Origin of the sequence: Pseudomonas paraglycinae (genome assembly GCF_021601625.1) — a bacterium.
Lineage (GTDB): Bacteria > Pseudomonadota > Gammaproteobacteria > Pseudomonadales > Pseudomonadaceae > Aquipseudomonas > Aquipseudomonas paraglycinae.
In genome coordinates this window covers 263,262-283,243 of the sequence record NZ_BQHR01000010.1, presented here as the reverse complement: position 1 = coordinate 283,243, position 19,982 = coordinate 263,262, and the positions used below count along the sequence as shown (strand labels likewise).

The following is a 19,982-nucleotide window of genomic DNA, read 5'->3' as shown; positions in this document are numbered from 1 at the left end:
GAAGATCGAACCGTTAAAAGCGCCGAACAAGTCGACATTTCCAACTCCTTCCAGGCTTCGATGAACTGAAGCGACCCGCCTTCGAAACCTACTTAACTCATTGAATCTCAAGGAGTTTTCCGTTTCGTCTGCGCCGGAAGTGGGGCGAATTATAGAGACTCAGGATCTGCCGTCAACCCTTAATTTCGCTTTTCTTTCAATAACTTGCGGATAGGCCAAAAAACATCCAATTCCCTCTATATAGAAAAGGATTCAGCACCCCTTCTATATAGAGAGAGAACCATCAGAGCACTCCATCCTCTTTCATCGCAGCCACTGCTCCAGCCCCAAGACCCAGCACCCGCTGCAAAACGTCCAAGGTGTGTTCGCCCAACAAAGGAGGCGCAAGGCGATACTCGACAGGCGTCCGCGACAACCGGATCGGGCTGGCCACCTGCGGCACCATCCCCGCCAGCGCGTGAGGCAGCTCAATCGCCAACCCGCGAGACTTCACCTGTGGATCCTCGAACACCTGTGACAGATCATTGATCGGTCCACACGGTACACCCGCCTGCTCAAGCTGAGTTACCCACTCGGCAGTAGTCTTGAAAACCGTCGCCTGACGAATCAGCGGAATCAGCACCGCACGGTTCGCCACCCGCAGCTTATTAGTCGCGAAACGCGGATCGTCCGCCCACTGGGGCTGCCCCGCCACTTCGGCAAATTTGCGGAACTGCCCGTCATTGCCCACGGTAAGAATGAAGTCGCCATCGGCCGTAGGAAAATCCTGGTACGGCACGATATTCGGGTGCGCATTCCCTAGCCGCTTTGGCGCATTGCCCGTCGTCAGGTAATTCATCGCCTGGTTAGCCAGACAAGCCACCTGCACATCCAGCAAAGCCATATCGATATGCTGCCCGCCGCCATCGTGATCACGGTGAGCCAATGCCGCCAAAATCGCCACGGTCGAATACAACCCCGTCAGGATATCCGTAAGCGCCACACCCACCTTCACCGGCCCGGCACCTTCATCACCCTCAGGTCGCCCGGTCAGACTCATCAGCCCGCCAAGCCCCTGGATCATGAAGTCATAACCCGCACGCTTGGCATACGGTCCGGTCTGACCAAAACCGGTGATCGAGCAATAGATCAGATCCGGATTGATCGCCTTCAGCGACTCGTAATCCAAGCCATACGCCGCCAGACCACCCACCTTGAAGTTTTCGATCAGGATGTCGGACTTGGCTGCCAGCTCCCGAACGAGCTTCTGGCCCTCGGGACGCGTAAAGTCGATCGTCACCGATTGCTTGTTGCGATTGGCCGACAGGTAATAAGCCGCCTCGCTAGTGTTCTCGCCATAAGCGTCCTTCAGGAAGGGCGGCCCCCAGGCGCGAGTGTCGTCACCATTGCCCGGGCGCTCGACCTTGATCACTTCCGCCCCAAGGTCAGCAAGAATTTGCCCGGCCCATGGGCCGGCCAGCACTCGCGATAAATCCAGTACCCGCAGATGCGACAGCGCGCCCATGGTCGCTCTCCTATTAATAGAACGCCTGCAGGCCGGTCTGCGCACGACCGAGGATCAGCGCGTGAACGTCGTGAGTGCCTTCATAGGTATTCACCACTTCCAGGTTGACCAGGTGACGGGCCACGCCGAATTCATCGGATATCCCGTTGCCGCCCAACATGTCACGCGCCATGCGGGCGATCTCGAGAGACTTGCCGCAAGAGTTGCGCTTCATGATCGAAGTGATTTCAACCGCAGCAGTGCCTTCGTCCTTCATGCGGCCCAGACGCAGACAGCCTTGCAGTGCCAAAGTGATCTCGGTCTGCATGTCAGCCAGCTTCTTCTGGATCAACTGAGTGGCGGCCAGCGGACGACCGAACTGTTGACGATCCAGGGTGTACTGGCGAGCGGTGTGCCAGCAGAACTCGGCAGCACCCAACGCGCCCCAAGAGATGCCATAACGTGCGGAGTTGAGGCAGGTGAACGGACCTTTCAGTCCACGCACATCCGGGAAGATGTTCTCTTCCGGCACGAACACATTGTCCATGACAATTTCGCCGGTGATCGAAGCCCGCAGGCCGACCTTGCCGTGAATCGCCGGAGCGCTCAGGCCTTTCCAGCCCTTCTCCAGAACGAAACCGCGAATATCGCCAGCATCGTCCTTGGCCCAGACCACGAACACATCGGCGATCGGGCTGTTGGTGATCCACATCTTGGCACCAGTCAGGCTGTAGCCGCCGTCGACTTTACGTGCACGTGTAATCATCGCGCCTGGATCGGAACCGTGGTTCGGCTCGGTCAGACCGAAGCAGCCGATCCACTCGCCGGAAGCCAGCTTCGGCAGGTACTTCTGCTTCTGTGCTTCAGTACCGAATTCGTTGATCGGCACCATCACCAGCGAAGACTGCACGCTCATCATCGAACGGTAGCCAGAGTCGACACGCTCGACTTCACGAGCGATCAGGCCATAGCTGACGTAGTTGAGGCCGCTGCCACCGTACTGCTCGGGGATGGTCGCGCCCAACAGGCCGACCTCACCCATTTCACGGAAGATCGCCGGGTCAGTCTTTTCATGGCGGAAGGCTTCGAGCACGCGCGGCGCGAGGCTCTGCTGGGCGAATTGCTCGGCAGTGTCGCGGATCATGCGTTCTTCTTCAGTCAGCTGTTGATCCAGCAGCAGTGGATCGATCCAGTTGAAGCTAGCTTTACCGCCCATGAGTGAGTCCTCGCAAATCGGGTGAATTAACGTGGCATTGATCCTAGGCGCGCTTCGCCATCCCGACAAACGAGGATTTCGCATCCTGTTGTGCTAATTTCTCACTCCGAAACGTCGCGAGATGCCGATTAAGCGATGTATTAGTGAGGTTGACGTACATGCGCCGCAAGATACCCAGCACCACCGCCCTGATCAGCTTCGAGGCTGCTGCCCGTCACGAGAGCTTTACCAAGGCCGCTGAAGAACTTTCCCTCACCCAGGGCGCCATTTGCCGACAGATCGCCAGCCTGGAGGACTTCCTCAGCGTCGAACTCTTCCGACGCTCGCGTCGCGGGGTGAAGCTGACAGAAGCGGGCCTTTCCTACAGTCGTCGGGTCGCCACCCAACTCGACGCCGTTGAGCGCGACACCCTGTCGGTGATGGGTCAGCAAGGCACCAATGTGATTGAGCTCGCCGTGGTGCCCACCTTCGGCACGCAATGGCTGTTGCCAAGACTGAAGGACTTCCAGCTCAAGCACCCGGAAGTGACGGTCAACCTGACCAACCGCACCCGCCCGTTCCTGTTTGCCGACACCGAATTCGATGCCGCCATCTACTTTGGCGATGCCGACTGGTCCGGTACCGAATCCCACAGGCTGATGGGCGAGAATCCGATGCCGGTATGCAGTCCCGTCCTGCTCGGCAACAAGACGCATCTGACACCCGATGAAATCGCCGATCTGCCGCTGCTCCAGCAAACCACCCGCCCCTACGCCTGGCGACAGTGGTTCAACTCGCAACACCTGAACATCCCCCGCGACATGACAGGTCCGCGCTACGAGCTATTCTCCATGCTGGCCCAGGCGGCCATGCACGACATGGGCATCGCGCTGATCCCACCGTTCCTGATTCAGCGCGAACTGGCCGAGAAACGCTTGGTGATTGCCAACCCGAAAGCGCTCTCCAGCATCAAGGCGTATTACCTGATGATTCCGGAGCGAAAGGTCGAATCCGCGTCACTCAAGGCTTTTCGCGACTGGCTGGTGAACCAGGCACACAGCTACAACCTAGAAGGCTAAAGGGTTTCAGCGATTGCTAACCCCGTAGTCAGGAAAATCAAAGCCCTACAGATATAACTATTTGTCGCAAATAGACAGACTGTATCCGAAAGTCGTACAGACGTCCCACAAGCGCCTGCCGACGTGGCTTTGCGCCCTCATTCGCGACTCATTGCGACCTATTCACGTCACCGATGAGAAAATTCTTCAAATTCATCCAGACTCCTTGAAAGGCACGGCCTGCAAGGGATTCAACTGGCCATCTGCGACATTCGGTCACGGGATGACTTGTAGTTAATTTTCCGTCACCCGTCATAATCCCTTGAAGGGCATAAACTTCGCCTGCAAAATGCCGCGCCCCGCCCTGATTTGGCGGGATCGTGCTGATCGGCCGCCCCAGTCGCACCATCCGTAGTGCATGGGTTTACTCAATAAGATCACGCAGGAGATTTGACGTGCACATTGGTGTTCCTCTCGAAACCCAGACCGGTGAAACACGGGTTGCTGCAACCCCGGAAACCATTAAAAAGCTGATCAGCCAAGGTCATAAGGTCACTGTGCAAACCGGCGCCGGCGTTAAAGCCAGCGTTGTCGACAGTGCCTATGAAGCGGCAGGCGCAACCATTGGCAGTGCCAATGACGCGTTTGGCGCCGAGCTGATTCTCAAAGTGGTCGCGCCAAGCGATGCCGAACTGACGCTGATCAAGCGCGGAACGGTGCTGGTGGGCATGCTCAACCCGTTCAACAACGACACCATCGCGAAGATGGCCGAGTGCGGAATTACCGCGTTCGCCCTGGAAGCGGCACCACGTACCTCCCGGGCCCAGAGTCTCGACGTGCTGTCGTCCCAGGCGAATATTGCCGGCTATAAGGCGGTGCTGCTGGCCGCTCACTACTATCCGCGCTTCATGCCGATGCTGATGACCGCTGCGGGCACCGTGAAAGCGGCGCGCGTGCTGATTCTGGGGGCCGGTGTGGCCGGGTTGCAGGCGATTGCCACGGCGAAACGTCTGGGTGCCGTCATCGAAGCGTCCGACGTACGTCCGGCCGTGAAGGAACAGATCGAGTCCCTCGGCGCCAAGTTCGTCGACGTGCCTTACGAGACCGATGAAGAACGCGAATGCGCGGTCGGCGTCGGCGGTTACGCACGCCCGATGCCGGCGAGCTGGATGCAGCGTCAGGCCCAGGCCGTGCACGAGCGCGCCAAGCAGGCTGACATCGTCATCACCACCGCACTGATTCCGGGCCGCAAGGCACCGACGCTGCTGAGCGCAGACACCGTTGCGCAGATGAAACCCGGCTCGGTGGTCATCGACCTCGCGGCCGCTCAGGGTGGCAACTGTCCGCTGACCGTGGCCGACCAGGTCGTGATCGAGAACGGCGTGACCATCGTCGGCCCGACCAACCTCGCCGGTGAAGTCGCCGCAGACGCCTCGGCGCTGTACGCACGCAACCTGCTGGACTTCCTGAAGCTGGTCTTCACCAAAGAAGGCCAGTTCGAAGTGAACCTCGAAGACGACATCGTCGCCGCGTGCCTGATGTGCCGCGACGGCCAAGTCATCCGCAAAAACGCCTAAGCAGGGATTCAGACGATGGAAGAGCTTATCTCCCCCGGTATCTACAACCTGATCATCTTCGTGCTGGCGATTTATGTCGGTTACCACGTGGTCTGGAACGTTACACCCGCGCTGCACACGCCTTTGATGGCAGTGACCAACGCCATTTCGGCGATCGTGATTGTCGGCGCCATGCTCGCGGCCGCACTGACCGTCACCCCGCTGGGCAAGACCATGGGCACCCTCGCCGTGGCACTGGCCGCGGTCAACGTGTTCGGTGGCTTCCTGGTGACCCGCCGCATGCTTGAGATGTTCAAGAAGAAAGCCCCGAAAGCAAAAGAAGAGGCGCCTAAGTAATGAGCATGAACCTCGTCACGACGCTCTACCTGATCGCGTCGATCTGCTTCATCCAGGCCCTCAAGGGTCTGTCGCACCCGACCACATCGCGCCGCGGCAACCTGTTCGGCATGCTCGGCATGGCGCTGGCAATTATCACCACTGTCGGCCTCATCTATAAGCTGGGCGCTGAGCTGGCCACCGCCGGTATTGGCTATGTGATCGTCGGCCTGCTGATCGGCGGCACCGCCGGTTCGATCATGGCCAAACGCGTTGAAATGACCAAGATGCCTGAACTGGTTGCGTTCATGCACAGCATGATCGGCCTGGCAGCGGTGTTCATCGCCATTGCTGCCGTGGTCGAGCCGCAGTCGCTGGGCATCGTCAAGCAACTGGGCGACTCGATCCCGGCGGGTAACCGTCTGGAGCTGTTCCTGGGCGCAGCCATCGGTGCAATCACCTTCTCCGGTTCGGTGATCGCCTTCGGCAAGCTGTCTGGCAAGTACAAGTTCCGTCTGTTCCAGGGCGCACCGGTACAGTTCAGCGGTCAGCACAAGCTGAACGCAGTGCTGGGTCTGGCGACTCTGATCCTCGGTGTCACCTTCATGCTGACCGGCAACCTCGCCGCGTTCGCGCTGATGCTGGCCCTGGCGTTCGTCATGGGTGTGCTGATCATCATCCCGATCGGCGGCGCCGACATGCCGGTGGTGGTGTCGATGCTCAACAGCTATTCCGGCTGGGCGGCGGCGGGTATCGGCTTCTCACTGAACAACTCGATGCTGATCATTGCCGGTTCGCTGGTGGGCTCGAGCGGTGCGATCCTCTCGTACATCATGTGCAAGGCGATGAACCGTTCCTTCTTTAATGTACTGCTCGGCGGTTTCGGCAATACAGCAGACGCCGGTCCTGCCGGTGAGAAGGAAGCCCGTCCGGTGAAATCCGGTTCGGCTGACGACGCGACCTTCCTGCTGACCAACGCCGACACCGTGATCATCGTTCCGGGTTACGGCCTGGCGGTGGCCCGTGCACAGCACGCCTTGAAAGAGCTGACCGAGAAGCTGACCCACCATGGCGTGACCGTGAAGTACGCTATCCACCCGGTGGCCGGTCGGATGCCTGGCCACATGAACGTACTGCTGGCCGAGGCCGAAGTGCCGTACGACCAGGTGTTCGAGATGGAAGACATCAACTCCGAGTTCGGCCAGGCCGACGTGGTACTGGTGCTCGGCGCCAACGACGTGGTCAACCCGGCCGCCAAGAACGATCCGAAATCGCCGATTGCCGGCATGCCGATCCTCGAAGCGTTCAAGGCCAAGACCATCATCGTCAACAAGCGCTCGATGGCCAGCGGCTATGCCGGTCTGGACAACGAACTGTTCTACCTGGACAAGACCATGATGGTCTTCGGCGACGCGAAAAAAGTCATCGAAGACATGGTCAAAGCGGTCGAATAACTCGCTCGCTGCTTCACCGGACGCCCCGACATGTCGGGGCGTTTTTGTTTGCGCAAAACGTCGGACAATTTGCCGCGTTGTTGCAGATCCAGTAACGGTGTTTTACTTGAAACCCGCTAAATAGACGCCTCGTTTGCGACCTTGGTAGCGGGACAGGCGCTCGCGAAATTCACTAGACTGCGCATCCTGCTACTCGCTGCCCGAGAAAATAATCCATGTACCGTGACCGTATTCGCCTGCCTTCGTTGTTGGATAAAGTGATGAGCGCCGCCGACGCCGCTGCGCTGATTGAGGACGGCATGACCGTCGGCATGAGCGGCTTCACCCGCGCCGGCGAAGCCAAGGCCGTGCCCCATGCGCTGGCCGAGCGAGCCAAGGTCACGCCGCTGAAGATCAGCCTGATGACCGGCGCCAGTCTGGGCAACGACCTCGACAAACAACTGACCGAGGCCGGTGTGCTGTCGCGGCGTATGCCGTTCCAGGTCGACAGCACCCTGCGCAAGGCGATCAACGCCGGCGAAGTGATGTTCATCGACCAGCACCTGTCGGAAACCGTGGAGCAACTGCGCAACCAGCAATTGAAGCTGCCGGATATCGCCGTGATTGAAGCCGTGGCCATCACCGAACAGGGCCATATCGTGCCGACCACCTCGGTGGGCAACTCGGCGAGCTTCGCGATCTTCGCCAAACACGTGATCGTCGAGATCAACCTGGCGCACAACGCCAACCTCGAAGGTCTGCATGACATCTATATTCCGACCTACCGCCCGACCCGTACGCCGATTCCGCTGGTAAAGGTCGACGATCGCATCGGTAGCACCGCGATCCCGATCCCGCCGGAGAAGATCGTCGCCATCGTCATCACCCAGCAGTCTGACTCGCCGTCCACCGTGTCCTCACCGGATGTCGACACCAAAGCCATCGCCGATCACTTGATCACCTTTCTCAAGCAGGAAGTCGATGCCGGGCGCATGACCAATAAGCTCGGCCCACTGCAGGCCGGGATCGGCAACATTGCCAACGCGGTGATGTGCGGGCTGATCGATTCGCCGTTCGAAGACCTGACCATGTACTCCGAAGTGCTGCAGGACTCGACCTTTGACCTGATCGACGCCGGCAAGCTGAGCTTCGCCTCGGGCAGCTCGATCACCCTGTCGGAGCGGCGCAACAGCGACGTGTTCGGCAACCTGGAGAAGTACAAGGACAAGCTGGTACTGCGTCCCCAGGAGATCTCCAACCACCCGGAAGTGGTGCGGCGCCTGGGCATCATCGGCATCAACACGGCCCTTGAATTCGACATCTATGGCAACGTCAACTCCACCCACGTCTGCGGCACGCGGATGATGAACGGCATCGGCGGCTCGGGCGACTTCGCGCGCAACGCACACCTGGCGGTGTTCGTGACCAAGTCGATCGCCAAGGGCGGCGCGATTTCCAGCGTGGTGCCGATGGTCAGCCACGTCGACCATACCGAGCATGACGTCGACATCCTGGTGACCGAGGTGGGCCTGGCCGACCTGCGCGGCCTGGCGCCACGGGAACGCGCCCGAGTGATCATCGATAACTGTGTGCACCCGGACTTCCGCCAGGCGTTGAATGACTACTTCAACAAAGCCTGCGCCATTGGCGGCCACACCCCGCATATTCTGCGTGATGCTCTGAGCTGGCACATCAATCTGGAAGACACCGGACGCATGCTGGCGGTGTAGTCCGCACAGATTTTCCGCTGGCGCAAACACAGTTTCGCCAGCGGGATTCTGAAAACCACCGAAGCCGTCAAAAACTGTACTGCTGTACCGGTCTTTTCCTACGGCTTTTGCCTACTCGAATCATCGAATTGGGTAAAAATGCACCAAATAAGCGCAGACAGGTACAGTTTGCGCGATTTTGACCCATACACCCTCTATAAACAGTTAACTGGTCACTCACAATACAGGTGAACTGTATCTAGAGAGTCTGGCCAAACGAGAGGATCATGGGCACCAGTTAAACCACTACCTAATCCCGCCACAAGCGGAAGGATGTCAACCATGGAACGTACACTCAGTTCCGAACTGTTCTTCGAAGACAAAGCTGTAAACACCCAGGCTTCCCTGCCTCTGCGCGTTATCGCCAACCTGATGCTGTGGCAGCGCCGCATCTCCAGCCGCCATCAACTGGCTCGTCTGGATTCGCGTCTGCTGGCTGACGCCGGGATTAGCGAAGCACAACGCTACGAAGAGCTGAGCAAGCCGTTCTGGCGCTAAGCAGCGTCGCTGGCTCTGGTCGCTAGACCCACCGCCAGCAACCCGAATTGAATACACAAGACCCGTCGCGGGAAACCGCGACGGGTTTTGTCGTTTGTGGGCTAGGAAAACCGAGTCTCCACCCTTGATCATCGAACAGGTACAGTTCTCATAATTTAATTAAAGGCAGGTACAGTTACGAGAAATCGATTAAGGCCAGCATCCTGACGACTGTGCGAAGTCGCAATGGAAGCCTAAGATCCATGCAGAACGTGGCGAATGCTGTGCGACTGGCGTCTGACCTTCAGACACCGAGCCACCTCTCAATACGGTTTATCCACAGGAGTTCTCCCATGTCCCGTCTTCGTCTGCTCAGCGCCGCCGCTCTGCTGGCCGTAGCTGCCAACGCCAGCGCCACCAGCTTCATCGTGACCACCGACGCCGTTGTTGGCGCGCTCAAGTCCTCTTCCGATGCCACCTCCGACGTCACCTCGTCCTTCCGGGACGACAAGATCGTGCTCGCTGCCCGTGACGACGCTGCCAGCTTCGTGGCCAGCGAAGGCGAAATCCGTGGCGTGAAACTGGAGAGCGCACTGGATCACATCCGTCATCAGGCTCCGCAACTGAACGCGACCGACGCACAGCTGGCCCAGGCCATTCTGACGATCTAAGCGACAGGGGCATCTCGGGACACGCCGCTAGTGTCCCGATGTTTCGGCACTGGCTCTAGTCCGGGCATTGCGCTAGCCTTGGGACTCGCCAACAGCTGCCGAGTCCCATGCGTTTTCTTACAAATCTGCTTATCCCTTCTGTACTGATCGCCGCCTGCTGGGTTCCTCTGGCAGACGCCTTCGATGTGTCCACACAGAACACTGTGGTCAGCGTCTGGGCCACCGGCATGGTGTCTTCCGCGCCGTTCGACCGTAAACTGATCATCGCCGCGCACGACGATGCTGCAGCGTTCGTTGCCAGTGACGGCCAGATGCGCGGTGCGCAGCTCGAATCCGCCCTGCATTACCTGCGCAAGAGCCGGCCAAAACTTCATGTCAGCGACCTTGAACTGGCACAGTCAATTCTCGTCCAATAGTCATCCCTGTCCTTTCGGAGTCGTTCCATGCGTAGCCCGCTGATTGCTGCCGCCCTTGGCCTGCTGTTGTTGGCCGATATGGCCCAGGCACACACCCTGGTAGCCACCAGTAACATCATCGTCCGCGCCTCCCAGCGCACCATCGATTTCACCTCCGACACCACTACGTCGATTCGCGATTCGAAAATCATCCGCGAAGCCCATGACGACGCTGCCAGTTTCGTGGCCAGCGACGGTGATATCCGTGGTGCAAACCTGGAAGCGGCCTTCAAGACCTTGCGCACCCGCGTGCCGGAAGCCCGCGATGCCAGCGATCAGGTACTCGCCGAAGCCATCCTCGCACTGTGAAGTCACTCGGCGCCTGGCTGCTGGCCGGGGCGTTGTTGCTGCTTGGCAACAGCGCCCACGCCGGCCTGCAATTGCGGCTCAAGACCGACGGCCTGAGCCCCACCCAACAACAGGCCAGCCAGGCGCTGCTCGATGAGGCCATGCAGGCATTGCCGCCGAGCTTCATCGAACGCCTGGATCGGCGCATCGATGTCGGCTGGACCGATGACATGCCCGGCAACGCCTACGGCCAGGCGACACTCGTCTCCGAGCTGGACCTGAACCGCAAACTGCTCGCCAGCCTCACCGACGGCAGCGCGGCCACGCAAAAAAACAATCGCCCCCACGGCACCGTTCGCCGGGAACTGCTGGCCACGGTGCTGCACGAAATCACCCACATTTACGATCGCGCGCGCTTGTGGCCGGCGGCCGAACGCACGCTGATCCAGCGCTGCACCCGGCGCAACAACAGCGCCGGGCTGGTCGGCATTCCCGACGAGTGCCGCGGCCAGAACGGTCGGCGCTTCACCCTCAGCGATGATCCACGCCTGCTCGACCTCGCCGGCTGGCAGCAATACGTCGGCCGTCGTGGCGAACGTGAACAGCACAACCGGCAGATCGCCCGCAGCCCCGACCTTTACGAAATCTCCAGCCCGAAGGAGTTTGTCGCGGTCAACATGGAGTATTTCCTCCTCGACCCGAGCTACGCCTGCCGTCGCCCGGCGCTGTATCGCTATTACCAGGAACACTTCGGTTGGGCACCGCCGGCAAAGGATGAATGCGCCAAAACCTTCGCTTTCCTCAATGCCGGAAACGACTTTGCCAAACAGCCCCTCGGCCAGGTCGATCCGGAGCGCGTGTACGCGGTGGATTACCTGTTGGCCGAAGCTAACCAGAATTGGGTCAGCCGCTGGGGCCACAGCATGTTGCGTCTGGTGATCTGTGCACCGGGCCGACCACGCGGGCCGGACTGCCGACTGGATCTGGATCAGCATCTGGTGCTGTCATACCGCGCCTTCGTCGGTGACGTACAGCTGTCGAGCTGGGACGGACTGGTCGGCAAGTACCCGTCACGACTGTTCGTGTTGCCGCTGGCGCAGGTGATCGACGAATACACCAAGACCGAACTGCGCAGCCTGGCGTCGGTGCCGCTGAATCTCTCGCGCAGCGAAATCGAGGGCGTGGTCGAACACGCCGCCGAAATGCACTGGAGCTACGACGGCAATTACTTCTTCCTCTCCAACAACTGTGCGGTCGAAGGCCTGAAACTGCTGCGCAGCGGCAGCAACAACGCCCGGCTCACCGGCCTCGACAGCATCATGCCCAATGGTTTGCTGGAAGTGCTGAAGGGGCGAGGTCTGGCCGACACCAGCGTGCTCGATGATCCGAAAGAGGCATTGCGCCTGGGTTATCGCTTCGACTCGTTCCGAGATCGTTATCAAGCGATGTTCGATGTGTTGAAGAAGCAATTGCCGATCAAGCAGACAACCGTTGAAGAATGGCTTTCGCTGTCTGCCGAAGAACGTCGTCCATGGTTCGAACGGGCTGACCTGCGCACCAGCGCCGCGCTGTTGTTGCTGGAGCAAGCCAGTTTCCGCCGCCAACTGTTGCTGGCTCAGGATGAGGTCAAGCAACGCTACCTCGGCGCCCGGGAGCTGGAGAACGGTGGAATGGACAAGGCCAACGCGACCTTGCAGCAGATCCTCGCCAACAGCGGCTTCCTCAGCCGACCGGCAGAATTGCTCGACTCCCGAGGTTATGGCCTGCCGCAACCAAGCGAATTCAGCCGACTGGAAGCAGAAAGCAGCCAGCGCCAGAAACAATTGCTGGCCCTGACCGGCGATCTCGATAAGGAAGTACGCGCATTGCTCGAGCCCAAACGAGCGGCCGAGATTGCGGCCAGCGAGGCCAACGTGAAGCAGATCGGCGAGCACCTGCGCAAACTGCACAAAGCCTCGGGCGGACTGGAATTGCCCTGAAAAACAACGGCCCTGAAAACAAAAGACCGCAGCCTGTGAAGGCTGCGGTCTTTTTTATACCTGACAGATCAGTACAGAACGCCATCCAACACTTCGTAAACAACCCCGCTACCCACCGCGATCAGCACGATGTCACCGCCGGCACGACGCCATTCATAACCCGGGTAATACGGCAGGCGACTCAACGCGCGGTTATCCAGCCGCTCGCCGTAATAGCCATGGGGCAGCGGTCGGCCACGGACCAGATGAATGCCTGGAGGCGGCGGCGCACCGCGCACGAAGTAGCCATGATTGTCACGGATCACCTGACGCACCGGGCCGAAGTCCCGAGGCGGCGGGCCGCCGCGATGGTTGCTTTGCCATTCATAGTGATCGCCACCGCGATTGTCGTAGTGGCCCTGTTGCGGGCCGCCGTGGTCGTGATCGTCGCGCGGATCGGCGCTGGCCAGCAGCGGCGTCGCGCTGATCATTAGCACGCCCAGACTGGCAATCAGACGTTTCGGCATTTTCATCGGGTCTTTCCTCACTGCACTGACAGCAAAAAGGGATTCAGAACGTGGTTCTGAATCCCTCGGTCTTGCTCAATTAGTCTGTGCCGCGAGGCCCTAATTCCTCTGTATCAGGAACTTTACCTTCAGCTGACGCGAGCCTTACGCACGCCTTCGGACAGCGCCGAACACAGGCTCAGCACGCCATCGATGGCCTGATCCGGCGTGGTCGCGCTGGCGATGTGATCAATCAGCGCCGAGCCCACCACCACACCATCGGCCAGACGCGCGATGGACGCGGCCTGCTCCGGCGTGCGGATACCGAAGCCGATGCTGATCGGCAGATCGGTATGCCGACGCAGACGCGCCACCGCTTCCTCGACGTGTTCCAGAGTCGCCGCACCGGCACCGGTCACACCGGCAACCGACACGTAGTAAACGAAGCCGGAGCTGCCGTTCAACACTTTCGGCAGACGCGCATCATCGGTGGTCGGGGTGGTCAGGCGGATGAAGTCGATGCCCGCTGCCTGGGCCGGGTCGCACAGCTCCGAGTTGTGCTCCGGTGGCATGTCGACCACGATCAGGCCATCAACGCCGGCCTCTTTGGCTTCGGCGATGAAGCGCTCGACGCCGAACTTGTGGATCGGGTTGAAGTAACCCATCAGCACCAGCGGCGTGTCGCTGTTGTCCTTGCGGAACTCGCGAACCATTTGCAGGGTTTTGATCAGGTTCTGCTTGGCGCCCAAAGCACGGATGTTCGCCAGCTGAATCGCCGGGCCGTCGGCCATCGGGTCGGTGAACGGCATGCCCAGTTCGATCACGTCGGCACCGGCTTTCGGCAGGCCTTTGAGGATTGCCAGCGAGGTGTCGTAGTCCGGGTCGCCAGCAGTGACGAAGGTCACCAGGGCGGCGCGATTCTGTTCCTTGAGTTCGGCAAAACGGGTTTGCAGGCGGCTCATCAGTGTTTCTCCTGCTTCGATTGCTCTTGTTGAGAGTGTTCCATGTGGTGCATGACGGTCTGCATGTCTTTGTCGCCGCGGCCGGACAGGTTGACCACCATCAGGTGATCCTTCGGCAGTTTCGGTGCGCGTTTGAATACTTCGGCCAACGCATGAGCGCTTTCCAATGCAGGGATGATCCCCTCGAGGCGGCAGCATTTGTGGAACGCATCAAGGGCTTCGTCGTCGGTCACCGAGGTGTACTGGACGCGGCCGATGTCATGCAACCACGCGTGCTCAGGGCCGATGCCCGGATAGTCGAGGCCGGCGGAAATCGAGTGGGCGTCGATGATCTGGCCATCGTCGTCCTGCAGCAGGAAGGTACGGTTGCCGTGCAGCACACCCGGTACGCCGCCGTTGAGGCTGGCCGCGTGTTTGCCGGTCTCGATGCCGTAACCGGCGGCTTCGACGCCGATGATCTCGACGCTCTTGTCATCGAGGAACGGGTGGAACAGGCCCATGGCGTTGGAACCGCCACCGATGCACGCCACCAGGCTGTCCGGCAGACGACCTTCCTGAGCTTGCAACTGATCGCGGGTTTCCTTGCCGATCACCGCCTGGAAGTCGCGAACCATGGCTGGATAAGGGTGCGGGCCGGCCACGGTGCCGATCAGGTAAAAGGTGCTGTCGACGTTGGTCACCCAGTCACGCAGCGCTTCGTTCATCGCGTCTTTCAGGGTGCCGGTGCCGGCGACCACCGGGATCACCTCGGCGCCCAGCAGCTTCATGCGGAATACGTTCGCCTGCTGACGCTCGATGTCGGTGGTGCCCATGTAGATCACGCAGTCCAGACCGAAACGCGCAGCCACGGTGGCGGTAGCCACGCCGTGCATGCCGGCGCCGGTCTCGGCGATGATGCGTTTCTTGCCCATGCGCCGCGCCAGCAGGATCTGGCCGATGCAGTTGTTGATCTTGTGCGCGCCGGTGTGGTTCAGCTCTTCGCGCTTGAGGTAGATCTTGGCGCCACCGCAGAACTCGGTCAGGCGCTCGGCGAAATACAGCGGGCTCGGACGTCCGACGTAGTCGCGCTGGAAGTAGGCCAATTCTTCTTTGAACGCCGGATCTTCCTTGGCCGCTTCGTATTCACGAGCCAGGTCGAGGATCAACGGCATCAGGGTTTCGGCGACGTAACGGCCGCCGAACGAGCCAAACAGGCCGTTGGCGTCAGGGCCGTTACGCAGATCGGAGGTGTTCGAAGTCTGGGTCATGGTTCGCTCCAGCGGATTTCACGAGAAGACAATGGCGTTCACTCTACCCCTGACCTTCCAGACTGAAAACCGATAAGATCGCCACAACCTGTCAGGAAAACTCACAGATATCATGAGCCATGACCTCCCCCCGCTGAACGCCCTGCGCGCCTTCGAAGCCACCGCCCGCCTGAACAGTGTCAGCCAGGCTGCGGAGCAACTGCACGTGACTCACGGTGCGGTCAGCCGCCAGCTCAAGGTGCTGGAAGAGCATCTCGGCGTCAGTCTTTTCGTCAAGGACGGTCGTGGCCTGAAACTCACAGATGCCGGCATCCGTCTGCGCGATGCCAGCGGCGAGGCGTTCGACCGCTTGCGCAGCGTTTGCGCCGAACTGACCCAAAGCACCGCCGATGCGCCGTTCGTACTCGGTTGCTCCGGTAGCTTGCTGGCGCGCTGGTTCATTCCCCGACTGGGAAGGCTGAATGCCGATCTGCCGGACTTGCGTCTGCACCTGTCCGCCGGTGAAGGCGATCTCGACCCGCGTCGCCCGGGACTGGATGCATTGCTGCTGTTCGCCGAACCGCCATGGCCGGCGGACATGCAGGTGTACGAGCTGGCCAGCGAGCGAATCGGCCCGGTCATGAGTCCGCTGTTCAGCGGCTACCAGCGCCTGCAATCGGCACCGCCCATTGCCCTGCTCGACGAACCCTTGCTGCACACGACTTCACGCCCGCAAGCCTGGCCGAGCTGGGCGCAGCAAAGCGGCCTCGACGCCAAGGCGTTGAAGCTGGGGCAGGGTTTCGAGCATTTGTATTACTTGCTGGAAGCGGCCGTCGCCGGGCTGGGCGTGGCGATCGCGCCGGAACCGCTGGTGACCGAAGACTTGAAGGCCGGTCGCCTGGTCGCGCCATGGGGCTTCAGTGAAACCCCGGCGCAACTGGCGTTGTGGCTACCCAAGCGCGCCGCAGACGGGCGCGCCCGGCAATTGGCGCAGTGGCTCAGGAACGAGCTGCGCCAGGCAGATCACTCGCCGCGCTTGAACAGCAAGTAAGCGGCCAGCAGACCCAGCGCACCGACCGCCACACCGGCGGTCGTCCACGGATGTTCCTGCGCGTAATCGCGGGTGGCGATCCCGGTCTCGCGGGTTTTGACTTTGACTTCTTCGTAGGCATCGCTGAGCAGGCTGCGCGAATGTTTCAGCGCACTTTCGGCATTGCTTTTCAGCGCCTTGAGGGTCTTGCGCGACTCGTCAGAAGCGTCGTCCTTCAGGCTTTCCAACGACTTGAGCAGACTCTCGATCTCCGCTTCCATGCTTTGCAACGAGGCTTTGCGTAACGAGGTGTTGGCCATGGTGGCTCTCCTGCATTGGTGATGAGTGGCGTGTGTTGTTTGGGACTTCACGGGTTCTGGAAAGTGCAGAAAATCTGAACTTCCCTTCGCCCAAGTCGCCGAAATCAACACGGCAAATCGCTGCTAGGCTCAATTGCACACTTCAAGGAGAACACCATGAGTGACCATCACACCTACAAGAAAGTCGAGCTGGTCGGCTCGTCCACCAGCAGCATCGAAGACGCTATCAACAACGCATTGGCGGAAGCCGCCAAGAGCATCAAGCATCTGGAATGGTTCGAAGTGACCGAAACCCGAGGCCACATCAAGGACGGCAAAGCGGCGCACTTTCAAGTGACCCTGAAAGTCGGGTTCCGGATTGCCAGCAGCTGAGTTTGGTCTACGCTTCTGAACTTGCGCGCTGGCCGAGTGCCATAGGAATGGCAATGCGCTACGAGGTGAGTGCATCGAGCGAACGGCTCGATGCCTGCCTTTTTTAATCCGACCAGGGAGTGCGACCGATGAAGAAGTTCATGTTGGCGGTAGGTTTGTTGAGCCTTGCGGGTGGTGCGTTTGCTGCCGGCAAGCCTTGTGAAGAACTGAAGGCCGAGATTGCAGCCAAGCTGGATGCCAAGGGCGTTTCCGGGTATTCGCTGGAGATTGTCGACAAGGGTGCGGCCAGTGGCGGCAAAGTCGTCGGCACCTGCGAAGGCGGCGCCAAAGAGATCGTCTACACCCGCGGCTGATCACGCCGGAAAAACGAAAGCCGACGCAATGCGTCGGCTTTTTTGTTCGCGGCGATCGGGCTCAGCCCTTCATGACCTGCGCCAGCAGCTCGTAGGAATGCAGGCGATCGGCGTGTTCATACAGGTCGCAGGTGAAGATCAGCTCATCAGCCTGAGTCTGTTCGATCAGCACTTCGAGTTTCGCGCGGATTTTCTGCGGACTGCCGACCATCGCCAGACCGAGGAAATCCCCCACCGCCTCACGCTCGTGGGGCAGCCACAGGCCGTCCATGGTTTTCACCGGCGGACGCTGCACCAGACTTTGCCCACGCATCAGCGCGAGAATTCGCTGGTACACCGAGGTCGCCAGGTAATCAGCCTGTTCATCGGTATCGGCCGCCACCAGCGGCACGCCGAGCATCACGTACGGTTTGTCGAGTACCGCCGATGGCTTGAAGTGATTGCGGTAGACGCGAATCGCCTCATGCATGAAGCGCGGTGCGAAATGCGAGGCGAAGGCGTAGGGCAAACCGCGCTCGCCGGCCAGTTGTGCACTGAACAGGCTGGAGCCGAGCAGCCAGATCGGCACATTGGTGCCGGTGCCCGGCATCGCGATCACGCGCTGATCAGGGGTGCGCGGCCCGAGATAGCGCGCCAGTTCAGCCACGTCTTCAGGGAAATCATCGGCGCTGCCGGAGCGCTCGCGGCGCAGGGCACGGGCAGTCATCTGATCGGAACCCGGTGCACGGCCCAGGCCGAGGTCGATCCGACCCGGATAGAGGCTTTCAAGGGTGCCAAACTGCTCGGCGATCACCAGCGGCGCATGGTTGGGCAGCATCACACCGCCAGAGCCGACCCGGATGGTCGACGTGCCGCCGGCCAGATAGCCCAGCAACACCGAGGTGGCGGAACTGGCGATGCCATCCATGTTGTGGTGCTCGGCGACCCAGAACCGGGTGTAGCCGAACTTTTCGACGTGCTGTGCCAGATCCAGCGAGTTGCGCAGCGACTGGGCCGGGCTGCCGTTCTCGCGCACCGGCACCAGGTCGAGGGTGGAAAACTTTACGTCGGACAGTTGCTTCATAAACCTGCATCTCCGATTGAGGGCGCAGGTGTGTTCTTGGCGAACGCAAACCTGCCCAATTCATAAGCGTGTTCTGTGCAATGAGGGCATATACCCGAGTTTCAATAGCCGATCCGAAATTTCCTACTAAAAAAGTCAACGATTTACTTGGGCTGAACTTTGTCCCGGCGTCTATCCTCAGAAGCCTTGCAGGCAAAAACCACGACGGCGCGGCGTTTCGCGCCCGATTTGAAGGAGGCACACATGGCTATCGTAAAGAAGGCATCCGCGCATTGGGAAGGTGACCTGAAAACCGGCATCGGCTCGATTTCCACCGAAACCGGCGTCCTGCGCGAAGCGCCCTACGGCTTCAAGGCCCGCTTCGAAGGCGGCAAGGGCACCAATCCGGAAGAACTGATCGGCGCCGCCCATGCGGGCTGTTTCTCCATGGCGTTCTCAATGATTCTCGGTGACGCCGGGCTCAAGGCCGACAGCATCGACACCCAGGCCGAGGTCACGCTGGACCAGGTGGATGGCGGCTTTGCGATCACCGCAGTGAAACTGATCCTCAAGGCAAAAATTCCGGGAGCGACCCAGGCGCAGTTCGAAGAGCTGAGCAACAAGGCCAAGGAAGGTTGCCCGGTGTCCAAGGTGCTGAATGCGAAGATCAGTCTCGACGCATCGCTGGTCAGCTGACTGCTTTGAGCCTGATCAGAACCCGCCAGGCAAAAATGTGGTCGAATAAATGACAGCAGCTTTCGCGCATCTTCGTGCGCGCTGCTTCGATGGAGCTTCAACCATGAAACGTTTTGCCTTGGCGGTTATCTGTGGCGTGCTGGCAACGTCGGCCTTCGCAGCGCCCAAAGACTGCGAAGAACTCAAGCAAGAGATCGAAATCAAGATTCAGGCGAATGCCGTGCCCTCCTACACCCTGGAGATAGTCTCCAAAGAGGAGGCTGAGAAACACGACATCGCCATGATCGTCGGCACCTGCGACAACGGCACCAAAGCCATCATCTATCAGAAGAACGACCGCTGATACGCCTCAGATGATGCAGTTGACTTCGCGGTCCTCGGCGACGATGTCCCGCTTGTCGTTGTACAGGCGGGCACTCGGGGTAAACGCCAGCGAACGGCCTTCGAGCAAGTAACGCTGACCCGCCTCGAAATGATCGTAGCGGATGGTCAGATAGCACAGCCGCTCAACGGGTCCGGTCATCAGGCTGCCGCCTCCGCCGAACACTTCAAAGTCGAAGCGTACCCGTAGCTCGTGGCTGCCGGGCGTTACCTGAAAGAAACGCCCGTCAGTCAGCCGCCTGTTGTCGAGACGCTCGGCCATCAGCAGTTTTCCGCCGGGGGTTGGCGTGGAGAATTCGACCCAGGCCATGTTCGGATCGACGGGGGGCAACGATGTCTGGCACCCGGCGAGTACGCCTGCGGCCAGCAACAGCATCAACGTGCGCATGATGGATGTCCGTGAGTTCGGACATCC

The 19,982-nt window shown here is 60.1% G+C and carries 23 protein-coding genes; 15 read left to right on the top strand and 8 right to left on the bottom strand.

Going from position 1 to position 19,982, the window contains the following annotated elements:
• Nucleotides 1-283 precede the first annotated feature (283 nt).
• Nucleotides 284-1,504, bottom strand: a complete 1,221-nt coding sequence (locus tag L6D82_RS17325; RefSeq protein ID WP_236190586.1) for a CaiB/BaiF CoA transferase family protein — start codon at nt 1,502-1,504, stop codon at nt 284-286.
• A 13-nt stretch (nt 1,505-1,517) separates the two neighbouring features.
• On the bottom strand, nt 1,518-2,699 hold the full coding sequence (locus tag L6D82_RS17320) for an acyl-CoA dehydrogenase (protein WP_011331834.1): 1,182 nt from the start codon (nt 2,697-2,699) through the stop codon (nt 1,518-1,520).
• Between the two features lie 158 nt (nt 2,700-2,857).
• On the opposite strand from L6D82_RS17320, the gene L6D82_RS17315 reads away from it, so the two are divergent.
• The 10 genes from L6D82_RS17315 to L6D82_RS17270 all read left to right on the top strand — a co-directional run bounded on the left by L6D82_RS17315 (nt 2,858) and on the right by L6D82_RS17270 (nt 12,700).
• A complete protein-coding gene (locus tag L6D82_RS17315) occupies nt 2,858-3,757 on the top strand; it encodes a LysR family transcriptional regulator (protein WP_236190584.1) in 900 nt (299 codons plus the stop codon).
• 434 nt (nt 3,758-4,191) lie between these two features.
• A complete protein-coding gene (locus L6D82_RS17310; protein ID WP_011331831.1) occupies nt 4,192-5,313 on the top strand; it encodes a Re/Si-specific NAD(P)(+) transhydrogenase subunit alpha in 1,122 nt (373 codons plus the stop codon).
• Between the two features lie 15 nt (nt 5,314-5,328).
• Nucleotides 5,329-5,649, top strand: a complete 321-nt coding sequence (locus L6D82_RS17305; protein ID WP_003220416.1) for an NAD(P) transhydrogenase subunit alpha part 2 — start codon at nt 5,329-5,331, stop codon at nt 5,647-5,649.
• Entirely contained in the window at nt 5,649-7,082 is a 1,434-nt protein-coding gene (locus L6D82_RS17300; protein WP_085613551.1) for an NAD(P)(+) transhydrogenase (Re/Si-specific) subunit beta, read from the top strand. Before L6D82_RS17305 ends, L6D82_RS17300 begins: the two co-directional genes overlap by 1 nt.
• 215 nt (nt 7,083-7,297) lie before the next feature.
• On the top strand, nt 7,298-8,791 hold the full coding sequence (locus L6D82_RS17295) for an acetyl-CoA hydrolase/transferase family protein (protein ID WP_236190582.1): 1,494 nt from the start codon (nt 7,298-7,300) through the stop codon (nt 8,789-8,791).
• A gap of 321 nt (nt 8,792-9,112) precedes the next feature.
• On the top strand, nt 9,113-9,328 hold the full coding sequence (locus L6D82_RS17290) for a DUF1127 domain-containing protein (protein ID WP_007911656.1): 216 nt from the start codon (nt 9,113-9,115) through the stop codon (nt 9,326-9,328).
• Nucleotides 9,329-9,660: 332 nt separating this feature from the next.
• A complete protein-coding gene (locus L6D82_RS17285; RefSeq protein ID WP_007953908.1) occupies nt 9,661-9,978 on the top strand; it encodes a DUF2388 domain-containing protein in 318 nt (105 codons plus the stop codon).
• Nucleotides 9,979-10,085: 107 nt separating this feature from the next.
• Nucleotides 10,086-10,394 carry a DUF2388 domain-containing protein gene (locus L6D82_RS17280; protein ID WP_236190580.1) on the top strand — a complete coding sequence of 103 codons (309 nt, stop codon included), beginning with the start codon at nt 10,086-10,088 and terminating at the stop codon, nt 10,392-10,394.
• A gap of 27 nt (nt 10,395-10,421) precedes the next feature.
• Complete coding sequence (locus L6D82_RS17275; protein ID WP_039764795.1) at nt 10,422-10,742, top strand: DUF2388 domain-containing protein; 321 nt, start codon at nt 10,422-10,424, stop codon at nt 10,740-10,742.
• Nucleotides 10,739-12,700, top strand: coding sequence for a DUF7844 domain-containing protein (locus L6D82_RS17270; RefSeq protein ID WP_236190578.1), 1,962 nt, complete (start codon nt 10,739-10,741; stop codon nt 12,698-12,700). The genes L6D82_RS17275 and L6D82_RS17270 overlap by 4 nt, the downstream gene beginning before the upstream one ends.
• 68 nt (nt 12,701-12,768) lie before the next feature.
• On the opposite strand, the gene L6D82_RS17265 is transcribed toward L6D82_RS17270, so the two are convergent.
• The 3 genes from L6D82_RS17265 to trpB all read right to left on the bottom strand — a co-directional run bounded on the left by L6D82_RS17265 (nt 12,769) and on the right by trpB (nt 15,394).
• Entirely contained in the window at nt 12,769-13,212 is a 444-nt protein-coding gene (locus L6D82_RS17265) for an anti-virulence regulator CigR family protein (RefSeq protein WP_236190572.1), read from the bottom strand.
• A gap of 122 nt (nt 13,213-13,334) precedes the next feature.
• Nucleotides 13,335-14,147 carry a tryptophan synthase subunit alpha gene (gene trpA / locus L6D82_RS17260; RefSeq protein WP_236190571.1) on the bottom strand — a complete coding sequence of 271 codons (813 nt, stop codon included), beginning with the start codon at nt 14,145-14,147 and terminating at the stop codon, nt 13,335-13,337.
• Nucleotides 14,147-15,394, bottom strand: coding sequence for a tryptophan synthase subunit beta (gene trpB / locus L6D82_RS17255; RefSeq protein ID WP_085748067.1), 1,248 nt, complete (start codon nt 15,392-15,394; stop codon nt 14,147-14,149). Before trpB ends, trpA begins: the two co-directional genes overlap by 1 nt.
• A 112-nt stretch (nt 15,395-15,506) precedes the next feature.
• On the opposite strand from trpB, the gene L6D82_RS17250 reads away from it, so the two are divergent.
• Nucleotides 15,507-16,424 carry a LysR family transcriptional regulator gene (locus L6D82_RS17250; RefSeq protein ID WP_085748066.1) on the top strand — a complete coding sequence of 306 codons (918 nt, stop codon included), beginning with the start codon at nt 15,507-15,509 and terminating at the stop codon, nt 16,422-16,424.
• Here L6D82_RS17250 and L6D82_RS17245 read toward each other — a convergent pair.
• Complete coding sequence (locus L6D82_RS17245; protein WP_011331820.1) at nt 16,397-16,723, bottom strand: ElaB/YgaM/YqjD family protein; 327 nt, start codon at nt 16,721-16,723, stop codon at nt 16,397-16,399. The two genes, L6D82_RS17250 and L6D82_RS17245, sit on opposite strands and share 28 nt — an antisense overlap.
• 156 nt (nt 16,724-16,879) lie before the next feature.
• Here L6D82_RS17245 and L6D82_RS17240 point away from each other — a divergent pair, with 156 nt between their 5' ends.
• Both L6D82_RS17240 and L6D82_RS17235 read left to right on the top strand, forming a co-directional pair.
• Complete coding sequence (locus L6D82_RS17240) at nt 16,880-17,095, top strand: dodecin (protein WP_075947107.1); 216 nt, start codon at nt 16,880-16,882, stop codon at nt 17,093-17,095.
• A 128-nt stretch (nt 17,096-17,223) separates the two neighbouring features.
• On the top strand, nt 17,224-17,448 hold the full coding sequence (locus tag L6D82_RS17235; protein ID WP_085748065.1) for a DUF1161 domain-containing protein: 225 nt from the start codon (nt 17,224-17,226) through the stop codon (nt 17,446-17,448).
• A gap of 61 nt (nt 17,449-17,509) precedes the next feature.
• On the opposite strand, the gene L6D82_RS17230 is transcribed toward L6D82_RS17235, so the two are convergent.
• On the bottom strand, nt 17,510-18,511 hold the full coding sequence (locus L6D82_RS17230) for an LLM class flavin-dependent oxidoreductase (RefSeq protein ID WP_236190569.1): 1,002 nt from the start codon (nt 18,509-18,511) through the stop codon (nt 17,510-17,512).
• A 243-nt stretch (nt 18,512-18,754) separates the two neighbouring features.
• Here L6D82_RS17230 and L6D82_RS17225 point away from each other — a divergent pair, with 243 nt between their 5' ends.
• Both L6D82_RS17225 and L6D82_RS17220 read left to right on the top strand, forming a co-directional pair.
• Complete coding sequence (locus tag L6D82_RS17225; RefSeq protein ID WP_011331817.1) at nt 18,755-19,186, top strand: OsmC family protein; 432 nt, start codon at nt 18,755-18,757, stop codon at nt 19,184-19,186.
• 103 nt (nt 19,187-19,289) lie between these two features.
• Nucleotides 19,290-19,529 carry a DUF1161 domain-containing protein gene (locus L6D82_RS17220; protein ID WP_007953935.1) on the top strand — a complete coding sequence of 80 codons (240 nt, stop codon included), beginning with the start codon at nt 19,290-19,292 and terminating at the stop codon, nt 19,527-19,529.
• 6 nt (nt 19,530-19,535) lie between these two features.
• On the opposite strand, the gene L6D82_RS17215 is transcribed toward L6D82_RS17220, so the two are convergent.
• Nucleotides 19,536-19,955 (bottom strand): PA0061/PA0062 family lipoprotein, encoded by a 420-nt coding sequence (locus tag L6D82_RS17215; protein ID WP_236190566.1) that lies wholly within the window; start codon nt 19,953-19,955, stop codon nt 19,536-19,538.
• Nucleotides 19,956-19,982: the final 27 nt, after the last annotated feature.